This window comes from Asticcacaulis sp. P2_C5, from assembly GCF_056404555.1.
This window is the reverse complement of the sequence record NZ_JBFUDU010000012.1, coordinates 154,886-174,174: the sequence shown is the minus strand read 5'-3', so window position 1 is coordinate 174,174 and position 19,289 is coordinate 154,886. Positions and strand designations below refer to the sequence as shown.

The following is a 19,289-nucleotide window of genomic DNA, read 5'->3' as shown; positions in this document are numbered from 1 at the left end:
GGTATTGGGCGTATAAACGCCCCATAACAAAAATAAAAAAGCGGGAGACTGGACCTATGGGGAGACAACCCACCTGCATCGATGTGGCTGCACGGGCCGGCGTGTCGCAGGCCACCGTATCACGTGTTCTCAATCAATCCGCCCAGGTCCGTAAAAGCACGCGCGACCGGGTGCTGCATGCCGCCCAGACCCTGAATTACAAAGTCGACAACAACGCCCGATCGTTGCGCTCCGCCAAGGTACGCACCCTGGCCCTACTGGTGTTGGAGGACATGCAGGACAAACACGCCGATATCAATCCGTTCTTCCTGCCGATGATCGGCTCGATTGCCGCCTATGCCGCCGATCAAGGCTATGAGCTGGTGTTTTCGCTGCAAAGTGAAGCCAATGACTGGGGCGCCAGCTACTGCCTGACGCGGCCTGCCGAAGGGATCATCTTTCTCGGATCGAAGAATTTCCAAACCTATGCCGAGAACTTTCGTGGTCATGACCGCGACGATGACAACTGGGTCGTTTGGGGGCTGGACCGCGCCCCTGATGGCAAGGTCTGCGTGGCGTCCGACAATAAAGGCGGCGCCATCCAGGCCGTGTCGCACCTGATCTCGACCGGTCGGCGGCGAATCGCCTATCTTGGCCGGATCGAGACCGACCACTGGGAGTTTATCGAGCGCTACCAGGGCTACACCGAGGCCCTGCGCGAAGCCGGGATCGTGCCGGATCCGGCTCTTAGTATCGATTGCTCCCTGACCATCGACGATGGCGCCGATGCCGCGCGGCGCCTGGTGGAGTCGGGCACGCTCTTTGACGCCATCTTTGCCTCGACCGATATTCTGGCGCTGGGGGCCATGCGCCAACTGACCTCGTCTGGCTATCGCGTCCCGCAGGACGTCGCCATTATCGGTTTCGACGATCTGTGGGTGTGCAATGTCGCCTGGCCGCGTCTGTCGACCATACGCCAGGACACGCAGATGGCTGCCAAGATCCTGGTCGACAGCGTCTGCGCGCTGATCGAGGGCGAGTCCGTGACGCCGACGCGCATTCCGACGCAACTGGTGATTCGCGAGTCGTGCGGCGGCTGACTGCCTGCCAACTGACGGACACAAACGTAGGTCAGGGAGGCAACTTCCGGTGAGTCTCTATCGCGAAGGCCTCAATGTCCTTGCTTAACCACTATGTCCGTCAAACAACTGGCTTTTCCAGACTGTCGGCGGATCTTCCGCGGGGGCCGACGCCGACTCACTGGCGGAGGCTATCTCGGTCCTTTCCGAGTCTGTATCGTCGTCCGCCTCCGAAGTCCCGAGCGAGGCAGGACTGTCACTGGCGTCGGCCATCCCACCTGTCGCAGGCGCCGCGGCTACAGACTGCGAAACTGGCACCCGCGGCACAGGCGGCGGTTCGTCGTCCCCTCCGCACGCTGCCACAGCCAGCACAAAGACCAGTGCCAGGCCGATAGCTGCGCGGGCGGGAATAGCGGTCATATCCAGCTTCAGAATGGATCTAGGGCGGTGGTGAACTTACCCGCACTGGTCAAGGCACCCATATTGTAGCCCTGCCAGCCCGGATAGGCTTCCGGCTCCCAGTAGAAGACGCCCTTGCCGAGGCCACCGGTTACGGCCTTGTTGCGCGTGATCAGGTCGGCGATCATGCTCTTGGCGGTGGCGGGCTGGGCGTAATCCATGCCGACCTCGACGATCATGACCTGTTTGCCGTAGCGCGACGCCATGTCGTTCATGTTGGTGCCCGCCTGGGCGTTGCGTGTCGACCAGTTGGAGGTGGTCGGATAGTGCGACATGCCGGTCACGTCCCATTTGCCGCCGGCGGCCTTGTATCCGTCGAAGAACCAGCGGAAGGCGGCATTGTCATAGGCATTGGCGAGATGGACAATGACCAGGGCGCTGGGATAGACGGCCTTGGTGGCGGCATAGCCTTGGTTGAGCAGGCCCGCCACATTGCTGAAATTCGACGTGCTGCCGGTCGGCCACAACAGGCCCGAATTGATCTCATTGCCGACCTGGACCCAGGTGACGGTGATGCCGTTCGACTTGAGATAGTTCAGTACGTCATAGGTATGCTGATAGACCTTGGTCTTCAGGGCGGCCAGCGAATGGTCGGTCCATTGTGACGGAATTGTCTGCTTGCCGGGATCGGCCCAGCTGTCGCTGTAGTGGAAGTCGATCATGATGCGCTGGCCCTGGGCCTTGGCGCGCTTGGCCTTGTAGAGCACATCGGCCGCGTCATTCCAGCCGCCGGACGGATTGACCCAGACCCGCAGCCGGATCGATTCGATGCCGAGATTTTTCAGCAACAGGAAGGGATCGGTCTGAACGCCGGAACTGTTGTAAAACTTGTACCCTGACGCTTCTTCCTGGTCGACCCAGCCGACGTCAGCGCCGCCGGCCCAGGTCTGAGCCTGGGCGGCGGTAAACGGGCATAGGGTAAGGATCAGCGCCGCCGCGGCAAGTGCGGCGCGCCTGAATAGGCTTTTCATGATGTTTGGCTCCCTGTTCAGCGAGAGACGTTTTTCGTCCCTTCACACTACAGAGATGCATAGCGGCGATTTTTCCGCCGCCTGATGTTAGATTGCTTGTCCCGCCGCCCAGCCTGACGACCATGCCCACTGGAAATTATAGCCGCCCAGCCAGCCGGTGACATCGACGCACTCACCGATAAAATAGAGGCCCGGCACGATCTGGCTTTCCATGGTCTGGGACGACAGCCCGTGGGTATCGACCCCACCGAGCGTCACTTCGGCCGTGCGATAGCCTTCCGTGCCCATGGGCGTAAAGGTCCAGGCCCGCACAGCATCGGCAACCTGGGTCAGCGTGGCATTCGACAGTTCGGCCATCCGGCCCTCGTTGGGCAGTTTGAAAATGTCGATCCAGCGCTCGGCCAGCCGCTTAGGCAGCAATTCGCCGATGATCGTGCCCAACTGCGCCTTGGGCCGGTTGCGCTTCTTGTCGAGCAGCCAGGTCATGACGTCCACTTCCGGCATCAGGTCGACAGTGACGGGCTGGCCGACATGCCAGTAGTTGGACGCCTGCAGCACAGCCGGACCCGACAGGCCGCGGTGGGTGAACAGGAAGCCGTCGCTGAATTTCGTCTTGTCAACTGTAACGCTGGCCGTCAGCGAGACTCCCGCCAAGCCGTTCAAAACCGCCAGCTTGTCGTCGCCCAGGGCAAACGGCACCAGGCCAGCGCGCGTATCGACGATGCTGTGGCCGAACTGGCGTGCGATCTCGTAGGCGAAGCCGGTGGCGCCCATCTTGGGGATCGACAACCCGCCGGTCGCCATGACCAGCTTGGCGCAGCGCACCGTGCCGCGGTTGGTCACGACTTCAAAGCCCGTGGCGGAGTGTTCAATGGCGGTAACCGTTGTTCCAAGCCACAGGATACCGCCGGCAGCCCGCAGGTCGTCCAGCAGCATGTCGATGATGTCGTTGGCCGAGTTTTCGCAGAACAGCTGGCCTTCGGTCTTTTCGAAATAGGGGATGCCGCGCTTGGTGACGCGGTCGAGGAAATCTGACGCTGTGTAGCGTTTCAGGGCGGAGATGCAGAAGGCCGGGTTCTGCGACAGGAAGTTCTTCGGCGTGGCCTTCAGGTGGGTGAAGTTGCACTTGCCGCCGCCCGAGATGCGAATCTTCTCGGCCGGCTTGGCGGCGTGATCGATCAGCAGGGTACGCCGGCCGCGCCGCGCGGCTTCGATGGCGCACATCAGCCCGGCCGCGCCGGCGCCCAATATTACGGCGTCGAAGGTCATGTCGTTGGATCGGGCCAAGGTAACTCCTGAAAATCACTGACCTTAAAAATCACGGGGACTTGACGCGACGTCTATCTTGCCGTGCGCGAAAACTTCGCTAAGGTCGCGCCACCTTTAGGCGCACATCAGGAGAAACGCCATGTCCGATCTCGAAACCATCACGCAAAAAATCACCACAGCGGTTGGCCACAACTCCGGGCTGGGCAAAATCGTCAAGTTCGACTTCGGCGATGTCGGCAAGATCCTGATCAATGCCGCCGTCGTGCCGAACATCGTCAGCAATGATGACGGCGCCGCCGATACGACCATCCAGATCAGCATCGACGACCTGAAAGCTATGGCGGCCGGTTCGCTGGACCCGATGATGGCCTTCATGATGGGCAAGATGAAGATACAGGGTGACATGTCTGTGGCCCAGAAACTGGCGCCGCTGTTGAAGGGCTAAGAAGGAAGGCAAGGGGACACGGTCCGTCGGCGGACCCCACAACTGGGAGCGCGAGTTAACTCTGAATGTGCCGGGGTCCGCCGACGGATCGTGCTCTCTTGCCTTTTTCTTCCTCAACCAGCGCCCGTCGTATTCGGTCCAGCTCGACCGACGACGCGGTCGCCGACATAGGGGTTGCTTTGCCGTTCACGGTTGAAGCTCGACATCGGCCCGTGTCCCGGCACGAAACGGACATCACCCAAGGGCCATAACTTCTGGGTTATCGACGCGATCAGGTCTGCGTGGTTGCCGCGCGGAAAGTCGGTCCGTCCGATCGATCCGGCGAAGAGGACGTCACCGACCTGGGCGAACTGAGTCGGCGCGTGATAAAAGATGACGTGGCCCGGTGTATGGCCCGGACAATGAATGACGTCCCAGGTCGTCTCGCCCAGGGTGACCGTGTCGCCGTCTTCCAGCCAGCGGTCGGGTACAAAGCTTTCTCCGACCAGTCCCCAACGCATGCCATCCTCAGGGATACGGTCGATCCAGAACTGGTCGTCGCGATGCGGGCCTTCGATCGGGACGCCCGTCAGTGCCTTCAACCGCTTCGTGCCGCCGGCGTGGTCGGCGTGACCGTGGGTGACCCAGATCTTCTCGACCGTCAGGCCGCGACGGGCGATTTCCTCCAACACAGGTTCGATGTCGCCGCCTGGATCGATGATCGCCGCCTTGCCCGTCTTTGTGCACCAGACGACCGTGCAATTCTGCTCCAGCGGCGTGACGGGGGCAACAAACAGGCGGACGGGGGGCTCGGGCGGGGTCATGGTCGCAACGCTCTTGGTTAAGGTCCGCCCTATATGGCGTGTGCCCGCCTTAGGATCAACGCCTTATATTTCAAGACTCCGCAAAGCAGTTGCAGACTTAACTTTTGCGTTATAGTCTCGCCCGATCAGCCTGTGCCGGGGATGCCCGCACAAGGCTCAATAAAATAAAAGGGTGAAAAATGATCAATTGGCGCATTAAGCCGCTGGATGCGATCCTGGCGACAGCCGAAAAGAAATCCCTGCACAGATCTCTCGGTGCTGTCCAACTGACCTTGCTCGGCATAGGCGCGGTTATCGGCACCGGTATCTTCGTGCTGACCGCCACGGCGGCGCAAAAGGCCGGCCCGGGTATGATGGTCTCGTTTATCATCGCCGGTATCGTCTGCGCTCTGGCGGCGCTGTGCTACTCCGAACTGGCCTCGATGGTGCCGGTGGCCGGTTCGGCCTACACCTATTCCTATGCCGTTATGGGTGAATTGATGGCCTGGCTGGTCGGCTGGGCCTTGATTCTGGAATATGCTTTGGGCGCCAGCGCCGTGGCCGTTGGCTGGTCCGGACACATTGTCGGCTTCCTCGAGGCCCTGGGCATAAATCTACCACACGCCTTGACGGTGGGGCCGCCGATTTCGGTCGGCTTCATCCACGGCGGTGAAATCGGTGGCGTGATCAACCTGCCAGCCGTTCTGATCACGGCCCTGGTCACGACCCTTCTGGTTATCGGCACCAAGGAAAGCGCCACGTTCAATGCGGTTCTGGTGGCGATCAAGATCGCGGCCCTGACCCTGTTCATCGTGATCACCCTGCCCCTGGTCACCGGCCATATGAGCAATTTCCACCCATTCACGCCGCGCGGTTGGGGTAACCCCTTCGATTCGACCGGCACCGGTGTGCTGGGTGCGGCGGCCTCGATCTTCTTCGCCTATGTCGGTTTCGACGCTGTGTCGACGGCGGCTGAAGAAACAAAGAACCCGCAACGCAACGTGCCGATCGGCCTGATTGCCTCGCTGCTCATCTGTACCGTCTTCTATCTGCTGGTCGCCAGCGGTGTTATCGGTTCGTTTGGCGGCCAGCCGCTGATCGATCCGGCAACGGGCACCTATTTCGCTGACGGCTCCCCGGAACTATATGCCAGCGCCGCCTGCCAATCCGCCCATTCGCCGCTCGTCTGCTCCAAGGAAGCCCTGGCTTACGTGCTGCGTGAAGTGAACCCGAACCCGATCTTTGGCTACCTGGTTGGGCTCGCCGCGACGATTGCCCTGCCTTCCGTCGTCCTGTTGATGATGTATGGCCAGACGCGCGTCTTCTTCGTCATGGCGCGTGACGGCCTGCTGCCTAAGGTTCTGAGCTCCGTCCATTCGAAGTTCAAGACCCCCTGGGTCATCACGATCGTCACCGGCGTTGTCGTGGCCATAGCGGCCGCTTTCCTGCCGGTCGGTGCCTTGGCCGACTATTCCAATGCCGGTACGCTGTTTGCCTTCGCGGCTGTCTCCGTCGGCGTCATGGTCCTGCGTATCACCGACAAGAACCGCGTACGGCCATTCAGGACTCCTCTGGTATTTGTCGTCGCTCCGTTATCGATCGTCGGGTGCCTGCTGCTGTTCTTCAGCCTGGGCATGGAGTCGAAACTGGTTTTCATCGGTTGGGCCTTGATCGGCCTGGTACTTTACTTCGCCTACGGCTTCTGGAATTCACACGTCCGTAAGGGCGTCATCGAAGACCACGAAAACGACGCGGACCTGCCGCCGCCTCCGGGCACCACCTAAAAATGATGAAAACGCCCGGTTTCGACCGGGCGTTTTTTTTGAGTGCAGCGGCGTAAAGCGGTGGCTTGAGGTCAACCTAAGGCGCGGCGTGACGTTGTAACTTTCCCGGCTTATAAGGCGCCGCACACAAATCCAAAGAGGGCGTCGCTGCGTTCTGTCATCACCTCGAAAGCAGTAACGAATGTCAATTTGCACATGGATGATGCAGTTTATAGGACACTTAAACAGTTTGGTTTTAAAGGAAAAAATACTGAAATTAGCTGTATTATTGTGCTTGCGCGAAGCAATTATTCTCCTTATGAAATTCTGATAATCCCGACGAGCCTATGAGGGCAGGCAGGTATTTTCCTCCCCTCAACTTACGCTTAAAGGGCTTTTTTCTCACATGGCTGAAGACTTTACCCCGCCCACCGCCTTGGGTGACGTTGCCGCGCGCCAGTTGGCCAACGCAACCAAGACAACCGCGCAACTGTCGACGATCACGCCGCGCTGGCTCGTCCACTTCCTGGAATGGGTGCCTGTCGAGGCCGGTATTTTCCGCCTTAACAAGGTCAAGGACGAGAGCACGATCGAAGTCGACTGTTCCTCGCGCGACGAACGCATCCTGCCCAAAACCTTCGTCGATTACGAAGAAAATCCGCGCGAAATTCTGCTCAGCGCCGTCAATGCCGTGGTCGAAATCCACACCCGCGTCTCCGATCTGTACAGCGTCCCGCATCCCCAGATCGCCGAGCAACTGCGCCTGACCATCGAGACGATCAAGGAACGCCAGGAAAGCGAACTGATCAACAATGCCGAATATGGCCTGCTGAGCAATGCCGCGCCCGAGTTCCGCCTGAAGACACGCGCCGGACGCCCGACCCCGGACGATCTCGACGAACTGATTTCGCGTGTCTGGAAGCAACCCGCCTTCTTCCTGGCGCATCCCAAGGCGATCGCCGCTTTCGGCCGTGAATGCACGCGCCGCGGCGTACCGCCCCCCACCGTGTCGATCTACGGTTCGCCCTTCCTGACGTGGCGCGGCATCCCGCTGGTGCCGTCCGACAAGGTCAAGATCGAGAACGGCAAGTCGAAGATCCTGCTGATGCGCACCGGTCAGGAACGCCAGGGCGTTATCGGCCTCTACCAGCCGAACCTGCCGGGTGAACAATCCCTGGGTCTGTCGGTGCGTTTCATGGGCATCAATAACAAGGCGATCTCGTCCTATCTGATCTCGCTCTACTGCTCGGCTGCCGTTCTGACCAACGACGCGCTCGCTGTTCTGGAAGACGTAGAAGTGGACCAGTATCATGTCTACAACTACGCCTGATATGCCCCCAAATACGCCCCAAGGTGTTGACGCGGCCGAATTGGCTATGATTGCCGGCATGGCGAAAAATCTGTTTGCCGCCCTGCCATCCGGTGGCGTCAATCCGACGATGGCCTCGCCCATGCCTGCCGGTCCTTTGCCAACAGCTCCGTCGCCGGCCGCGACTCCGGATTTTCCGGATACCTTGCCGCACTATTCGACCCTGCCGACGGCCGATACGCCGGCCAAACCGGTCAGTCCCGCTCTGGGTGGCTTCGGCAGGACGCCGGGCCTGCCGGCGTCGCCGCAGCTTAATGTCCTGACGCTTGGCTTCGATATACCGTGTGAAAGCGGTCTGCAGCCTGGGGCCGGCATGCCGAACCTCGGTCGCCCGACCGCTCCGTCGGGTTTCTCACCGCCGGCCCAGGGCGCCGACGATGGCTTTTATTTCCTGAAGCCACGCCCGGAATCGGGTGGCGCGCCTGCGACAACGCCCGGCACACCACCCGCCGCGACGCCGACCTTGCCGGTGGCCGGCGTGTCGCATTTCGACGCCCGCCGTTACCGCAGGGATTTCCCCATCCTGGCGGAAACCGTCCGCGGCAAGCCTCTGGTCTGGCTCGACAATGCCGCCACGACACAAAAGCCGCAGGCGGTGATCGACCGGCTCAGCCAGTTCTATACTCACGAGAATTCCAATATCCATCGGGCGGCGCATGAACTGGCGGCGCGGTCGACCGACGCCTACGAAGCGGCCCGTGAAAGCGCCCGCCGGTTCCTCAACGCACCGTCGACCGACAATATCGTCTTTGTCCGTGGCACGACCGAAGCCATCAATCTGGTGGCTCAAAGCTGGGGACGCGCCAATCTGGGCCCTGGCGACGAGGTCATCGTCACCCATCTGGAGCACCACGCCAATATCGTGCCATGGGTCCGCCTGGCCGACGAACTGGGCTTCAAGCTGAAGGTCGCGCCCGTCAACGACCGGGGTGAAATCCTGATCGACGACTATGCCCGTCTGCTCAATGACAAGGTCAAGCTGGTCAGCTTCACCCAGGTATCGAATGCGCTGGGCACCGTGACGCCCGCCCGACTAATGATCGACATGGCCCACGCCCACGGCGCCAAGGTCCTGCTCGATGGCGCCCAGAGCGTTTCGCACATGGCGGTCGATGTTCAGGCGCTCGATGCCGACCTGTTCGTCTTCTCAGGCCATAAGGTATTCGGCCCGACCGGTATCGGGGTTCTGTATGGCAAGTCGGATATCCTCGACGACATGCCGCCTTGGCAGGGCGGCGGCAACATGATCGCCGACGTGACGTTCGAGCATATCAAATACCATGGCGCACCATGGAAATTCGAGGCCGGTACGGGCAACATCGCCGACGCGGTGGGTCTGGGCGCCGCCCTCGATTACGTGATGCAGATCGGCATGGACGCGATTTCCGCGCACGAGCATGATCTGCTGGTCTACGGGACACACCTGCTGACCGACATCAAGGGCGTCCGCATCATAGGGCAGGCGGCCGAAAAGGCGGGCGTGATTTCCTTCGTCATGGACCATATTTCGGTGCCGGAAATCGGCAAGGCCTTGAGCTCGGAAGGCATTGCTGTGCGGGCCGGCCACCACTGCGCGCAACCGATCCTGCGCCGTATGGGGTTGGAGGCGACCGTCAGGCCGTCACTGGCCCTGTACAATACGTTCGAAGACCTCGACGCTTTGGCCAAGGTTGTGCGCCGGTTGAGCGTTCAGAAATAGCAGCAACCCGGCGGATGCCTGTCCGCTGGGTTCTTTTTCGTCTTAAATCGAATAGTCGAGATAGATATCCGACAGGGTGTGATCCATCGCCCGGGCCGGATCGTCGGCTGTGCGGCAATTGACCAACCGTGCCGGCACGCCGGCCGCCGTGCAGTGCGCCGGCACAGGAATCAAAACAACCGAGCCGGACGCGATCTTGGCGTAGTCGCCGACCGTAATATTACCCAGCACATTGGCCCCGGCGCCCAGCAGCACGCCGCGGCCGATCTTGGGGTGGCGGTCGCCGCGTTCGGCGCCGGTCCCGCCCAGGGTCACACCCTGCAAGATCGAACAGTCGTCGCCGACCACAGCCGTTTCACCGATGACAATACCGGTGCCGTGATCCAGCAGGACGCCCTTGCCAATTCGCGCCGCTGGGTTGATATCGATCTGGAACAGTTCCGACACGCGGCTTTGCAGAAAATGGGCGATCGTGAAACGACCTTGACGCCACAGCCAGTGCGACACGCGATAGATTTGCAGGCTGAGGAAGCCCTTGAAGAACATGAAGGCCTGCAGATAGCCCGTGGCGGCCGGATCGCGCTCATAGACGGCGTGCAGATCGGCCTGGGCATAGTCGACCAGCGTCGCGTCGGCGGCGTAGGCCCTGTTGATGATCTCACGCAGGGTCATGCCACGGATGGTGTCGTCGCCCATCTTGCGCGAGATATGATAGCTCAGCGCGCTGGCCATATCGTCGTGCGACAGGATGGTGGAATGTAGCATCGAAGCCAGTCCCGGTTCGGCCTGTAAGGCATCGGCGGCCTCTTGCCGCAGATTGAACCAGATAGCCTTGTCGTCGGGTCGGATGACTTCGAACACATGCGTCATGTGAGCCTCCAGCAGCGGGTGAACAGGATTAGTGTTTCGCTGCTGTGTGGCGTCGCAATGCACTCCCCTTCGCTTTACCATTCCTTTCGCAAGGGCGCAAACGGCTTGTCTCAAGTGCCCCTATGGCCGGAACCGGGTATCATAGGTCCACCGTCGAATTATGGTTGCCGTTATCCGCTTCACATCCGGATGCGCCGGATTGATCAGGACATTGGTCTCTTCGGGGATGACCACCGATGGCACGACATGAACCGCCTGTGCGCAGCGCTTGGCCCAGTCCGTGCCGTATTTCATGCTGGGCATACCGAAGGGCAGGGTGTCCCATCCGCCCGGCGCGCTGCGGGCATCGATGATCGCCCGTGCATCCCACATATCGTCCGGAATATCGTATCGCACCAGGAAACGGTTAAACGGCAGCGGGTCGTCATCGAGATGGACCAAGGTCTCGAGACAGCACATCGCCCGGGTCTCGGCGCAATACAACATGTGCGTGTCTTTGTAGTTCCACCGGCCGCCGGTGATGTAGGCGCCGATCCCGGTCGTGTCATCGGCCGACCAGGCGGGCGTCACCGTGCCGATTCGCCAGACCGTCCGGCTCACGCGTAGGCGCCGCTCTGCTGCTTGGCCAGGAGGTCGGACAACAGACCCTGCCCCTCGATCGTGTCGAGATAGTCGATCGGCTTTACTCCGCCCAATGCGCGTGCCGGCCGGGTCAGCCACCGCCCGACCCATTCGGCAGCGTCGAAGTCGCGAACATCGCTCGATTCCGCCATCATGGTCTCGACCTGGCCGATCAGCTTGGCTACGCCCAGAACCCGTTCACTGTCCGACGACGACAAGGCGACATCGGACGCCGCTTTGCGGCTCATCGTCGCCTGCGAGATATTCAGGGCATTCAGAAGCTCTTTTTGCTGCAGCTTCAGGCGACCGCCCAAGTCCTTGATATAGGTCGCTGGTACGCCGGTACGGATCGTCCTGACGTGCCGGTCCCGGCCGTTCCTGTACAGCAGGCTGAATTCGGACAATCCGTGAAACGCGACGCCGGCTTCCGCCACACCGGTAGCCTTAGCGGAGTCTTGCGCAGGCTTGAATGTCTCGTCTGGTTGCGCGTGCTTGGACATGGAAATCTCCAAATGAGCTTTTTAAATATATCAAATGGATGTCAATGTCTACCCTGACACCCAAAAAAATAGGCTGCCGACTCCACTGGCCTCTGCTACTCACGCCCCATGCTGCCCGTCGAAGAGATATTCCCGCCCCTCAAGGCCTTTTTGCGTGACAACACCACGGCGGTGATCATCGCGCCGCCCGGTGCCGGCAAGACCACGGGCGTGCCGCTTGCCCTGCTCGATGAGCCGTGGCTGGTCGGACAGTCGATCATCCTGCTCGAACCGCGCCGGCTGGCGGCGCGGGCGGCGGCGGCGCGAATGGCCGAGACCCTGGGCGAACCTGTCGGCCAGACCGTCGGCTTTCGGGTGCGCGGCGAGTCGAAGATGTCGGCGAGGACGCGCATTGAGGTCGTGACGGAAGGCATTTTTTCACGTCGTATCCTGTCCGATCCCGGTCTCGATAATGTTGGATGCGTCATCTTCGACGAATTTCACGAACGCAGTCTCGACGCCGATCTGGGGCTGGCCTTTGCCCGCGAAAGCCAGTCGCTGCTGCGCGATGACCTGCGTCTGCTGGTCATGTCGGCGACCCTGGACGGCGAACGCATTCTCAACCTGCTGCCCGAAGGTCACAGCTTCCAGTCGCTGGGCCGCAGCTTCCCGGTCACCACCCACTATCTTGGCCGTGACCAGAACCAGATGATGGAGGCCGATCTGGCCCGCCACGTGGCGCGGTTGTCAAGCAAACTGGCGCCCGAGCGCGCCGAAACCCTGCTGGTCTTTCTGCCAGGCCAGGGCGAAATCCACCGCGTCGGCCGCTATCTCGACGATGCCAAGCTGGCGCCGTATATCGACGTCCACAAGCTGTATGGCGCCATGGATTTCCGCGACCAGGCCCGGGTTCTGGCGCGCAATGAACCCGGCCATCCCAAGATCGTTCTCGCGACAGCCATTGCTGAAACCTCCCTGACCCTGGACAGGGTCAGCATGGTTGTCGATTGCGGCCTGTCGCGCCTGGGCCGATTCGATCCGGCGCGCGGTGTTACGCGCTTCGTAACCGAACGCGTATCGAAAGCCTCAGCCGACCAGCGGCGCGGCCGGGCAGGGCGCACCCAGGCGGGCGATGCCTACCGGCTGTGGGATGAAGAGCAGGACCGCTCGCTGATCCCGTTTGCCAAGCCGGAGATCCTCGAAACCGACCTGTCGCAACTGGCGCTAAGCTTGCGCATGTGGGGCGCGAAATCGACCGACGACCTGGCTCTGCTCGATCATCCGCCGAAGGCCGCCATGGCTGAGGCCGTCAAGCTGTTGCGTGACCTGGGCGCGCTCGATGTCGCCGGTGACCTGACTGGGCACGGCCGGCGCATGGCGCAACTGCCGATGGCGCCGCGCCTGGCCAATATGCTGCTGAAGGCGGCCGAGCAGGGCGCAGCCGAGGTTGGCGCCAGCCTGGCGGCGCTGCTGTCGGAAAATGGCTTGGGCGGCAAGGCTACCGATCTCGACCTTCGTCTCGAAGCCCTGTCGCGCGACCGTACGCCCAAGGTAACCCAGGCGCGGCAACTGGCGCAGGGCTGGGCACGGCAGGCTCAAGAGTTGGTCAAGGCCGGGCGCGGTCCCGCCCGGGCCGTGGCGCATCATCTGTTGGCGGAAGCCTTTCCCGAACGGATCGCCAAGGCACGCGGCAAGCCCAGGGAATTCGTCATGGCCAATGGCCGCGGCGCCTATGTCGACGAGCACGATATTCTGGCGCGTGCGCCCTATCTGGCGATCGGTGATCTCGGCGGTGGCAAGGACCGCGACCGTATCCTGCTGGCAGCGCCGCTCAGCGAAGCCGACATTCTCAGCCTGTTTGCCGACCGGCTGGATCGTTCGACTGTGCTCGATGACAGCAGCGGCCGTTTCCGCGCCTTTGCCCAGGTGCGGCTGGGCGCTGTTATCCTAAGTAGCAAACCCCTCGACAAGGTGCCGCCCGAACTGCTGCTACATGCCGAGGCGCAGGCGATCCAGGCCAAGGGGCTGAGGGCGCTAAAGCTGTCGGAAGAGGCCCAAGCCCTGCGCGCCCGGGTGACCTTCCTGCGCGGTCAGGACGATGCCTGGCCGGACATGTCGGATGACGCCCTGCTGGCCGATCTGGAAACCTGGCTTGGGCCCTATGCTGCCGGGCGGTCCATGCTGTCCTTAGCGGCCCATGAGGTGCGCGACGCGCTGAGGGCGCGGCTAAACCATGACCAGCAACGCAGCCTCGACAAGCTGGCGCCGGAAAGCCTGCGCATGCCGACCGGTTCCAATATCCGTGTCGACTATGACGCCGAAGGCGGGCCACGCGTCGATGTCCGCGTCCAGGAATTGTACGGCACGACCGCCCATCCCACCGTTGGGCCACGGAAGACGCCGATAACCCTGGCCCTGTTGTCGCCGGCTCACCGGCCGATCCAGATCACCAAGGACCTGCCGGCCTTCTGGAACGGATCGTGGTCGGATGTGCGCAGCGACATGAAGGGCCGCTATCCGCGCCATGTCTGGCCGGAAAACCCGCGCGAAGCCGATCCGACGACACGCGCCAAACCGCGCGGCACCTGACAATTGCACTTGACGTAAACGTCAACGCGACCCAAATCTGTTGTCTCGCGCCAAGCGTATAGCTCGAACAGGAGTTGTCATGATTGTCGTCCATCACCTCGACCATTCGCGCTCGCAACGCATCCTCTGGCTGCTCGAAGAACTGGGCCTGCCTTACGAGATCAAGGTCTATAAGCGCGACAAGGGCTATCTGGCGCCGCCGGAACTGAAGGCCGTGCACCCGCTGGGCAAGTCGCCGGTCATTACCGATGGCGACCTGACTATCGCTGAGAGTGGCGCGATCATCGACTATATCCTGACGACCTATGGCGGTGGGCGCCTGGTGCCGACGGCGGGCGCGGAGCGGCGTGCCTATACCTATTGGATATACGCTTCCGAAGGCAGCTTCATGACGCCCCTGGTGCTGAAGCTGATCACGACCAATATACGCAAGCGCGCGCCCTTCTTCGTAAAGCCCATTGCCTCGGGCATTGCCAAGACGATTGAAGCCACCCTGGTCACCGCCAACCTGACCAATATGTTGAACCTGTGGGAAGGTACATTGGCGAAAACGCCGTGGTTTGCCGGCGAGGATTTCACCGCCGCCGATATCATGATGAGTTTTCCGGTCGAGGCAGCCGGCAGCCGTGGTGGAATAGGAAACCGGCCGCACATCAGTGAATGGCTGAAAACCATTCATGCGCGACCGGCCTACAAGCGCGCCCTCGAGCGAGGCGGTCCTTACGCCTATGCTTAATAGAGCTCAGGCGCCGCATGGCTCGCGCAAACATGCGCGGCGGGCGGTCGCCCTTGCCAACGGCGAGCGCGTCAATTCACTTGCCGTTGGAGCAACTCAACGCGCCTGGAACGACTGTGGTGAATCGCTGCGGTCGATGATGATGCAGCCGGACAGGCTGGCGGCCAACAGGGCGGCGGTCAGTAGGATAGCGATCGTCTTCATGGTGTGTGCCTTTACTTTATGATAGGTTAGAAACTGCCGGTCTGGGCCGGTTTTTCGTCAGACGAGGTCGGCGTCTTGCGCAGGTCATCGTCGTGGTCGACATAGATGATGCAACCCGACAGGCAGGCTGCGAGAACCGCCATGCAGGTGAGTTTGATGGCGATGGATGCCGTTTTGTGTGTCATTGGATAAGCCCCTTGGATAGCCGTGCGGGCTCAAGCTACGCAAGGCAGGATGAACGCCGGATGAACCGGCTACAATATTAAATTCATTTAATATTTTCGGATCAAAGCCCCGCCGCGGCATAGATCATGATGCCGGTGGCGACCGACAGGTTCAGGCTGTCGGCACGGCCCTTCATCGGAATCTTGACGTGGGTGTCGCAGGCCGCCGCGATGTCGGGCGTCAGGCCGGACTGCTCCGTTCCCATCAGGACTAGGGTCGGGCGGCGATACTCGGCGGTGCGGTGATTGTGCGTGGCGCTGAGCAGGGTGCCGACCACGGAACCCGTCCAACGTGCGCGGTCGGCCAGGAAGGCTTCGCGCGTACATTTTACGACGGGCAGGGCGAAGATCGATCCCATGGTGGCGCGGACGGTTTCGACGCTGAACGGATCGACGCAGTCGCCGATCAGGATGACCCCACCGATGCCGGCCGCGTCAGCCGTGCGGATGATGGTGCCGAGATTGCCGGGATCGCGCACCTGTTCCAGGGCGACCCAGACATCATTGCTGGCCGGATCGATGTCGGCGAGGGTCTTGTAAACCTGCGGAAAGACCGCGACGACCATCTGCGGATTGTCCTTGCGCGAGATCTTTTCGAGGATTTCGTGCGTGACTTCCAGAACTTCGCCGTGCGCGGCCAGGGTCTCGCCGATCGCTCGTTGCAGCATCGGATGCGGATCGTCTGTGCGGCCATAAACCAGGATCAGAGGCGCAAAGCCCTGGTCGAGCGCGTCGATAATGATCTTCAGCCCCTCGGCCAGGAACCGGCCCGTCGCCTCGCGCTCCTTGCGCATATGCAGGGCGCGGATGTCCTTCACCGTCTGGTTGGTGAGCGAGGTGACCTGCTTGATCATGCGTCGCCCTGCCAGCGCGCGAAGAAGGACAGGCCGATTTCCCGCGGGGCGACGGCGACAGGCTTTTGCCCCTTGGGCGGCTTGCTGTCTTCGCGCAGGGTCAGTTCGCCGTGGTCGACAACTCCGCCCTTAGCCTGGCCGACGGCTTCGGCGACCAGGTGTGCCAGAGCAGGGCCGGAAACCCGCGCAGCATAGGCGTTGAGCAGCAGGAAGGCGGCGTCGTCGCTGAGCAGGCGGGCGCACAGGTTGATCATCTCGGGCAGGTCTTCGAACAGGCGCCACACTTCGCCGGTCGGGCCGCGGCCGTATTTTGGCGGATCGAGAATAATACCTTCGTATTTCGAGCCGCGCTTGACCTCGCGCTGGACATATTTGCGCGCGTCCTCGCAGATCCAGCGCACCGGCGCTTCGCTAAGGCCGGACAGAGCGGCATTGTCGCGCGCCCAGCCGATGGCTTTTTTTGACGCATCGACATGGGTGACCTTGGCGCCGGCCGCCGCGGCGACCAGGCTGGCCACACCGGTATAGCCGAACAGGTTGAGCACGCGCATGCCCGGGCGCGCTGCCACGGCCTGCTGCTGCCAGGCCCAGTTGGCGGCCTGTTCGGGAAAGAAGGCGAGGTGACGGAAGTTGGTGAAGCGGCCGTTGAATTTGACATCGCCCCAGCCCAGGCTCCACTGCTCGGCCGGCTGGCGGGTAAAGGTCCAGCGCCCTTCGTCCTCGTCTACCGCCGGATCGAAAATAGCGTCTGCCCGCTCCCACAGAGATGGGTATTTCGGCTGCCACCAGCATTGCGGTTCGGGACGCACGACCAGGTAGTCGCCATAGCGTTCCAGCTTCTTGCCATGGCCGGAATCGACCAGGGCGTAATCGCTCCAGGCTTCGGTGCGCAGGGTGGTGGGCATGTCGGCTATGATCATGTTTTGGCCATAAGGGTTGGTCGTGGCTTCGGCAAGCGCTTTATCGGCTGTGCAGCGCAGCAGAATCCTTTTACGGTTTTTGGCTTCACGTCCCAGGGGATCAGGCGGGCTACAGATGGGTGCGAGGCGCAGGCACAAAGGAAGTCCATTCCGGGCGGCTATCGCGAGCGCCGCCTGCGGACTTCTGGCCGGTATGCTGGCCGTCACGAGCCCGGCCCAAGCCGAAACGCCGCCGCGCGTCGTCTCGCTCGACGGCTGCGCCGACCAATATGTGCTGGGCCTGGTGCCGCGCAGCGAGGTCGTGGCCCTGTCCGACCGGGCGACGCTCGAAGATTCCTATTTTCGCGACCGCGTGGTCGGCATTCCGCGCGTCAAGCCGAAGCTGGAGACCATTTTGGCGCTGCAACCCGATGTCGTCGTGCGCACCTGGGGCGGCGATGCCCGCCTGCTGCAGCGCCTGGCGCACTATGGCGTCAAGATCGTCAGTATCAATGACGTCCACAGCTATGACCAGGCGCGCGACGAGCTGTTTCGCGTCGGCGATGCCCTCGACCAGGCGGCCAGCGCCGGCATAGAGGCGCACCGTTTCGACAAGGCCATGGCGAATATCCAGCCGATCGGGGCGGGGCGTACCGTCCTCTACTATACACCGGGCGGTTACAGCGCCGGGCCCGACACCATGGTCGGGGATATGTTGAAACATCTGGGTTTTCGGCTCGAGACTCAGGATAAGGGGTTCTTCTACCTGTCGCCGGAGGTATTGCTGAGCTTGAAACCCGACGTCTTCGCCCTCGGCTTTTACGACGACCGCTATGCCATGCGCCGCGTGCCCGGGCGGCATCCGCTGGTCCGCGCCGCTATAGCAGCCAGGCCCAGCCTGGTTATCCCGGCGCGGGCCCTGAGCTGCGCCGGCTGGTTCACCGCCTACGATCTGGAGAACCTGTCCCAGGAACCGCTGACACCGGGAAGGGGCGGTTGATGCATGCTTCGACCTTTGCCCTGAATGTCTCGCTCGGCGTCGCTATTGCCGTCCTGCTGATTGGCCTGATGTTTCTCGGTGACGTGCCGCTGAGTCTGCACGCCTGGGGCGACGCCATGTTGCACCCCAGGTCGCTGGGCGCCGAAGTCGTCTGGGGCATTCGCCTGCCGCGCAACCTGACGGCTGTCGGCGTCGGCGCCATGTTGGGGATGAGCGGCGCCCTGATGCAGGGGCTGCTGCGCAACCCGCTGGCCGAGCCTGGACTGCTGGGCGTGTCGGCTGGCGCCGGGCTGGGCGCTGCGATCGCCATTGTCGCCGGCCTGGGCCTGATTCCGTTCGTCATCGAAGGCTTTGCGCTGGTCGGGGCGGCGGGTATCGCTATTCTGCTGCTGGTCTTCGTCCAGAGGTTTCCGCAGCGCCAGGCCCTGATCCTGCTGGGTGTCGGGCTGTCCAGCCTGTGCGGCGCGCTGATGTCGCTGATCTTCAATCTGGCGCCGTCGCCGGTGACGCAGTCCGAAATCATGGGCTGGATGATGGGCAGTGTTGAAAACCGCAGTTGGTTCGATGTGCTGATGAGTATCTTCGGCCTGTGTATGGTAAGTTTTCTGTGCCTTCGTCTCGGCCGCGGCCTGCGTTTCCTCACCCTGGGCGAAGAAACAGCGCGGTCAATGGGCATCGATATGACGCGCCTGACCCAGGTCATCGTCGTTGGCTCGTCGCTGCTGGCTGGCCTGGCCGTTGCGGTGGCGGGAGTGATCGGATTTGTCGGCCTGGCGTCACCGCACTTTGTTCGCGCCATGGGCATCAAGGATCCGTATCGCCTGATCTGGCCGTCGGCCCTTACCGGCGGCCTGATGGTCCTGATGGCGGACGGCCTGATCCGCGTCATCCACGCCTCGGGTGAATTGCGGCTGGGCGTCCTGACCTCGCTGATCGGTGCGCCCCTGTTCGCCATCCTCGCCTATCGTTCGGCCCGTTCATGGATGCAGGATTAGGCG

Annotated in this window: 19 protein-coding genes; 9 read left to right on the top strand and 10 right to left on the bottom strand. The window is 62.0% G+C overall.

What is annotated here, in order from left to right; genetic code table 11:
• Positions 1 to 56: 56 nt before the first annotated feature.
• Positions 57 to 1,079 carry a LacI family DNA-binding transcriptional regulator gene (locus AC1DXO_RS20510; protein ID WP_476980048.1) on the top strand — a complete coding sequence of 341 codons (1,023 nt, stop codon included), beginning with the start codon at positions 57 to 59 and terminating at the stop codon, positions 1,077 to 1,079.
• An 84-nt stretch (positions 1,080 to 1,163) separates the two neighbouring features.
• On the opposite strand, the gene AC1DXO_RS20505 is transcribed toward AC1DXO_RS20510, so the two are convergent.
• The 3 genes from AC1DXO_RS20505 to AC1DXO_RS20495 form a co-directional block, all read right to left on the bottom strand.
• Positions 1,164 to 1,478 carry a hypothetical protein gene (locus tag AC1DXO_RS20505; protein ID WP_476980047.1) on the bottom strand — a complete coding sequence of 105 codons (315 nt, stop codon included), beginning with the start codon at positions 1,476 to 1,478 and terminating at the stop codon, positions 1,164 to 1,166.
• A gap of 8 nt (positions 1,479 to 1,486) precedes the next feature.
• Positions 1,487 to 2,488: a glycoside hydrolase family 53 protein gene (locus AC1DXO_RS20500; RefSeq protein WP_476980046.1), complete on the bottom strand. Its 1,002-nt coding sequence runs from the start codon at positions 2,486 to 2,488 to the stop codon at positions 1,487 to 1,489.
• Between the two features lie 87 nt (positions 2,489 to 2,575).
• The gene (locus tag AC1DXO_RS20495; RefSeq protein WP_476980061.1) at positions 2,576 to 3,757 is read right to left on the bottom strand and encodes a BaiN/RdsA family NAD(P)/FAD-dependent oxidoreductase; all 1,182 of its coding nucleotides are present in this window, start codon (positions 3,755 to 3,757) and stop codon (positions 2,576 to 2,578) included.
• A gap of 139 nt (positions 3,758 to 3,896) precedes the next feature.
• Here AC1DXO_RS20495 and AC1DXO_RS20490 point away from each other — a divergent pair, with 139 nt between their 5' ends.
• Positions 3,897 to 4,202, top strand: a complete 306-nt coding sequence (locus AC1DXO_RS20490) for an SCP2 sterol-binding domain-containing protein (protein WP_476980045.1) — start codon at positions 3,897 to 3,899, stop codon at positions 4,200 to 4,202.
• A 113-nt stretch (positions 4,203 to 4,315) separates the two neighbouring features.
• Here AC1DXO_RS20490 and AC1DXO_RS20485 read toward each other — a convergent pair whose 3' ends face one another.
• Complete coding sequence (locus AC1DXO_RS20485; RefSeq protein ID WP_476980044.1) at positions 4,316 to 5,005, bottom strand: MBL fold metallo-hydrolase; 690 nt, start codon at positions 5,003 to 5,005, stop codon at positions 4,316 to 4,318.
• A gap of 179 nt (positions 5,006 to 5,184) precedes the next feature.
• On the opposite strand from AC1DXO_RS20485, the gene AC1DXO_RS20480 reads away from it, so the two are divergent.
• The 3 genes from AC1DXO_RS20480 to AC1DXO_RS20470 all read left to right on the top strand — a co-directional run bounded on the left by AC1DXO_RS20480 (position 5,185) and on the right by AC1DXO_RS20470 (position 9,815).
• Entirely contained in the window at positions 5,185 to 6,768 is a 1,584-nt protein-coding gene (locus AC1DXO_RS20480) for an amino acid permease (RefSeq protein ID WP_476980043.1), read from the top strand.
• A gap of 385 nt (positions 6,769 to 7,153) precedes the next feature.
• Positions 7,154 to 8,077 carry a family 2A encapsulin nanocompartment shell protein gene (locus AC1DXO_RS20475; RefSeq protein ID WP_476980042.1) on the top strand — a complete coding sequence of 308 codons (924 nt, stop codon included), beginning with the start codon at positions 7,154 to 7,156 and terminating at the stop codon, positions 8,075 to 8,077.
• A gap of 58 nt (positions 8,078 to 8,135) precedes the next feature.
• Positions 8,136 to 9,815: a family 2A encapsulin nanocompartment cargo protein cysteine desulfurase gene (locus AC1DXO_RS20470; protein WP_476980041.1), complete on the top strand. Its 1,680-nt coding sequence runs from the start codon at positions 8,136 to 8,138 to the stop codon at positions 9,813 to 9,815.
• Positions 9,816 to 9,857: 42 nt separating this feature from the next.
• On the opposite strand, the gene cysE is transcribed toward AC1DXO_RS20470, so the two are convergent.
• From cysE to parS, 3 genes are all read right to left on the bottom strand, one after another.
• Complete coding sequence (gene cysE / locus AC1DXO_RS20465) at positions 9,858 to 10,685, bottom strand: serine O-acetyltransferase (protein ID WP_476980040.1); 828 nt, start codon at positions 10,683 to 10,685, stop codon at positions 9,858 to 9,860.
• 120 nt (positions 10,686 to 10,805) lie between these two features.
• Positions 10,806 to 11,285, bottom strand: a complete 480-nt coding sequence (locus AC1DXO_RS20460; RefSeq protein ID WP_476980039.1) for an RES family NAD+ phosphorylase — start codon at positions 11,283 to 11,285, stop codon at positions 10,806 to 10,808.
• Positions 11,282 to 11,806, bottom strand: coding sequence for a type II RES/Xre toxin-antitoxin system antitoxin (gene parS / locus AC1DXO_RS20455; RefSeq protein ID WP_476980038.1), 525 nt, complete (start codon positions 11,804 to 11,806; stop codon positions 11,282 to 11,284). The genes AC1DXO_RS20460 and parS overlap by 4 nt, the downstream gene beginning before the upstream one ends.
• Positions 11,807 to 11,914: 108 nt before the next feature.
• On the opposite strand from parS, the gene hrpB reads away from it, so the two are divergent.
• Together hrpB and AC1DXO_RS20445 are read left to right on the top strand one after the other, a co-directional pair.
• Positions 11,915 to 14,374: an ATP-dependent helicase HrpB gene (gene hrpB, locus AC1DXO_RS20450; RefSeq protein WP_476980037.1), complete on the top strand. Its 2,460-nt coding sequence runs from the start codon at positions 11,915 to 11,917 to the stop codon at positions 14,372 to 14,374.
• Positions 14,375 to 14,453: 79 nt separating this feature from the next.
• Positions 14,454 to 15,110: a glutathione S-transferase family protein gene (locus tag AC1DXO_RS20445; protein ID WP_476980036.1), complete on the top strand. Its 657-nt coding sequence runs from the start codon at positions 14,454 to 14,456 to the stop codon at positions 15,108 to 15,110.
• 230 nt (positions 15,111 to 15,340) lie between these two features.
• Here the strand turns inward: AC1DXO_RS20445 and AC1DXO_RS20440 are convergent, their stop codons facing one another.
• From AC1DXO_RS20440 to AC1DXO_RS20430, 3 genes are all read right to left on the bottom strand, one after another.
• Complete coding sequence (locus AC1DXO_RS20440) at positions 15,341 to 15,499, bottom strand: hypothetical protein (protein ID WP_476980035.1); 159 nt, start codon at positions 15,497 to 15,499, stop codon at positions 15,341 to 15,343.
• 101 nt (positions 15,500 to 15,600) lie between these two features.
• Positions 15,601 to 16,392 carry a TrmH family RNA methyltransferase gene (locus AC1DXO_RS20435; RefSeq protein ID WP_476980034.1) on the bottom strand — a complete coding sequence of 264 codons (792 nt, stop codon included), beginning with the start codon at positions 16,390 to 16,392 and terminating at the stop codon, positions 15,601 to 15,603.
• Positions 16,389 to 17,312, bottom strand: coding sequence for a class I SAM-dependent methyltransferase (locus AC1DXO_RS20430; protein ID WP_476980033.1), 924 nt, complete (start codon positions 17,310 to 17,312; stop codon positions 16,389 to 16,391). The genes AC1DXO_RS20435 and AC1DXO_RS20430 overlap by 4 nt, the downstream gene beginning before the upstream one ends.
• Before the next feature lie 193 nt (positions 17,313 to 17,505).
• Here AC1DXO_RS20430 and AC1DXO_RS20425 point away from each other — a divergent pair, with 193 nt between their 5' ends.
• Both AC1DXO_RS20425 and AC1DXO_RS20420 read left to right on the top strand, forming a co-directional pair.
• The gene (locus tag AC1DXO_RS20425) at positions 17,506 to 18,291 is read left to right on the top strand and encodes an ABC transporter substrate-binding protein (protein ID WP_476980032.1); all 786 of its coding nucleotides are present in this window, start codon (positions 17,506 to 17,508) and stop codon (positions 18,289 to 18,291) included.
• The gene (locus tag AC1DXO_RS20420; RefSeq protein WP_476980031.1) at positions 18,291 to 19,286 is read left to right on the top strand and encodes a FecCD family ABC transporter permease; all 996 of its coding nucleotides are present in this window, start codon (positions 18,291 to 18,293) and stop codon (positions 19,284 to 19,286) included. Before AC1DXO_RS20425 ends, AC1DXO_RS20420 begins: the two co-directional genes overlap by 1 nt.
• Positions 19,287 to 19,289: the final 3 nt, after the last annotated feature.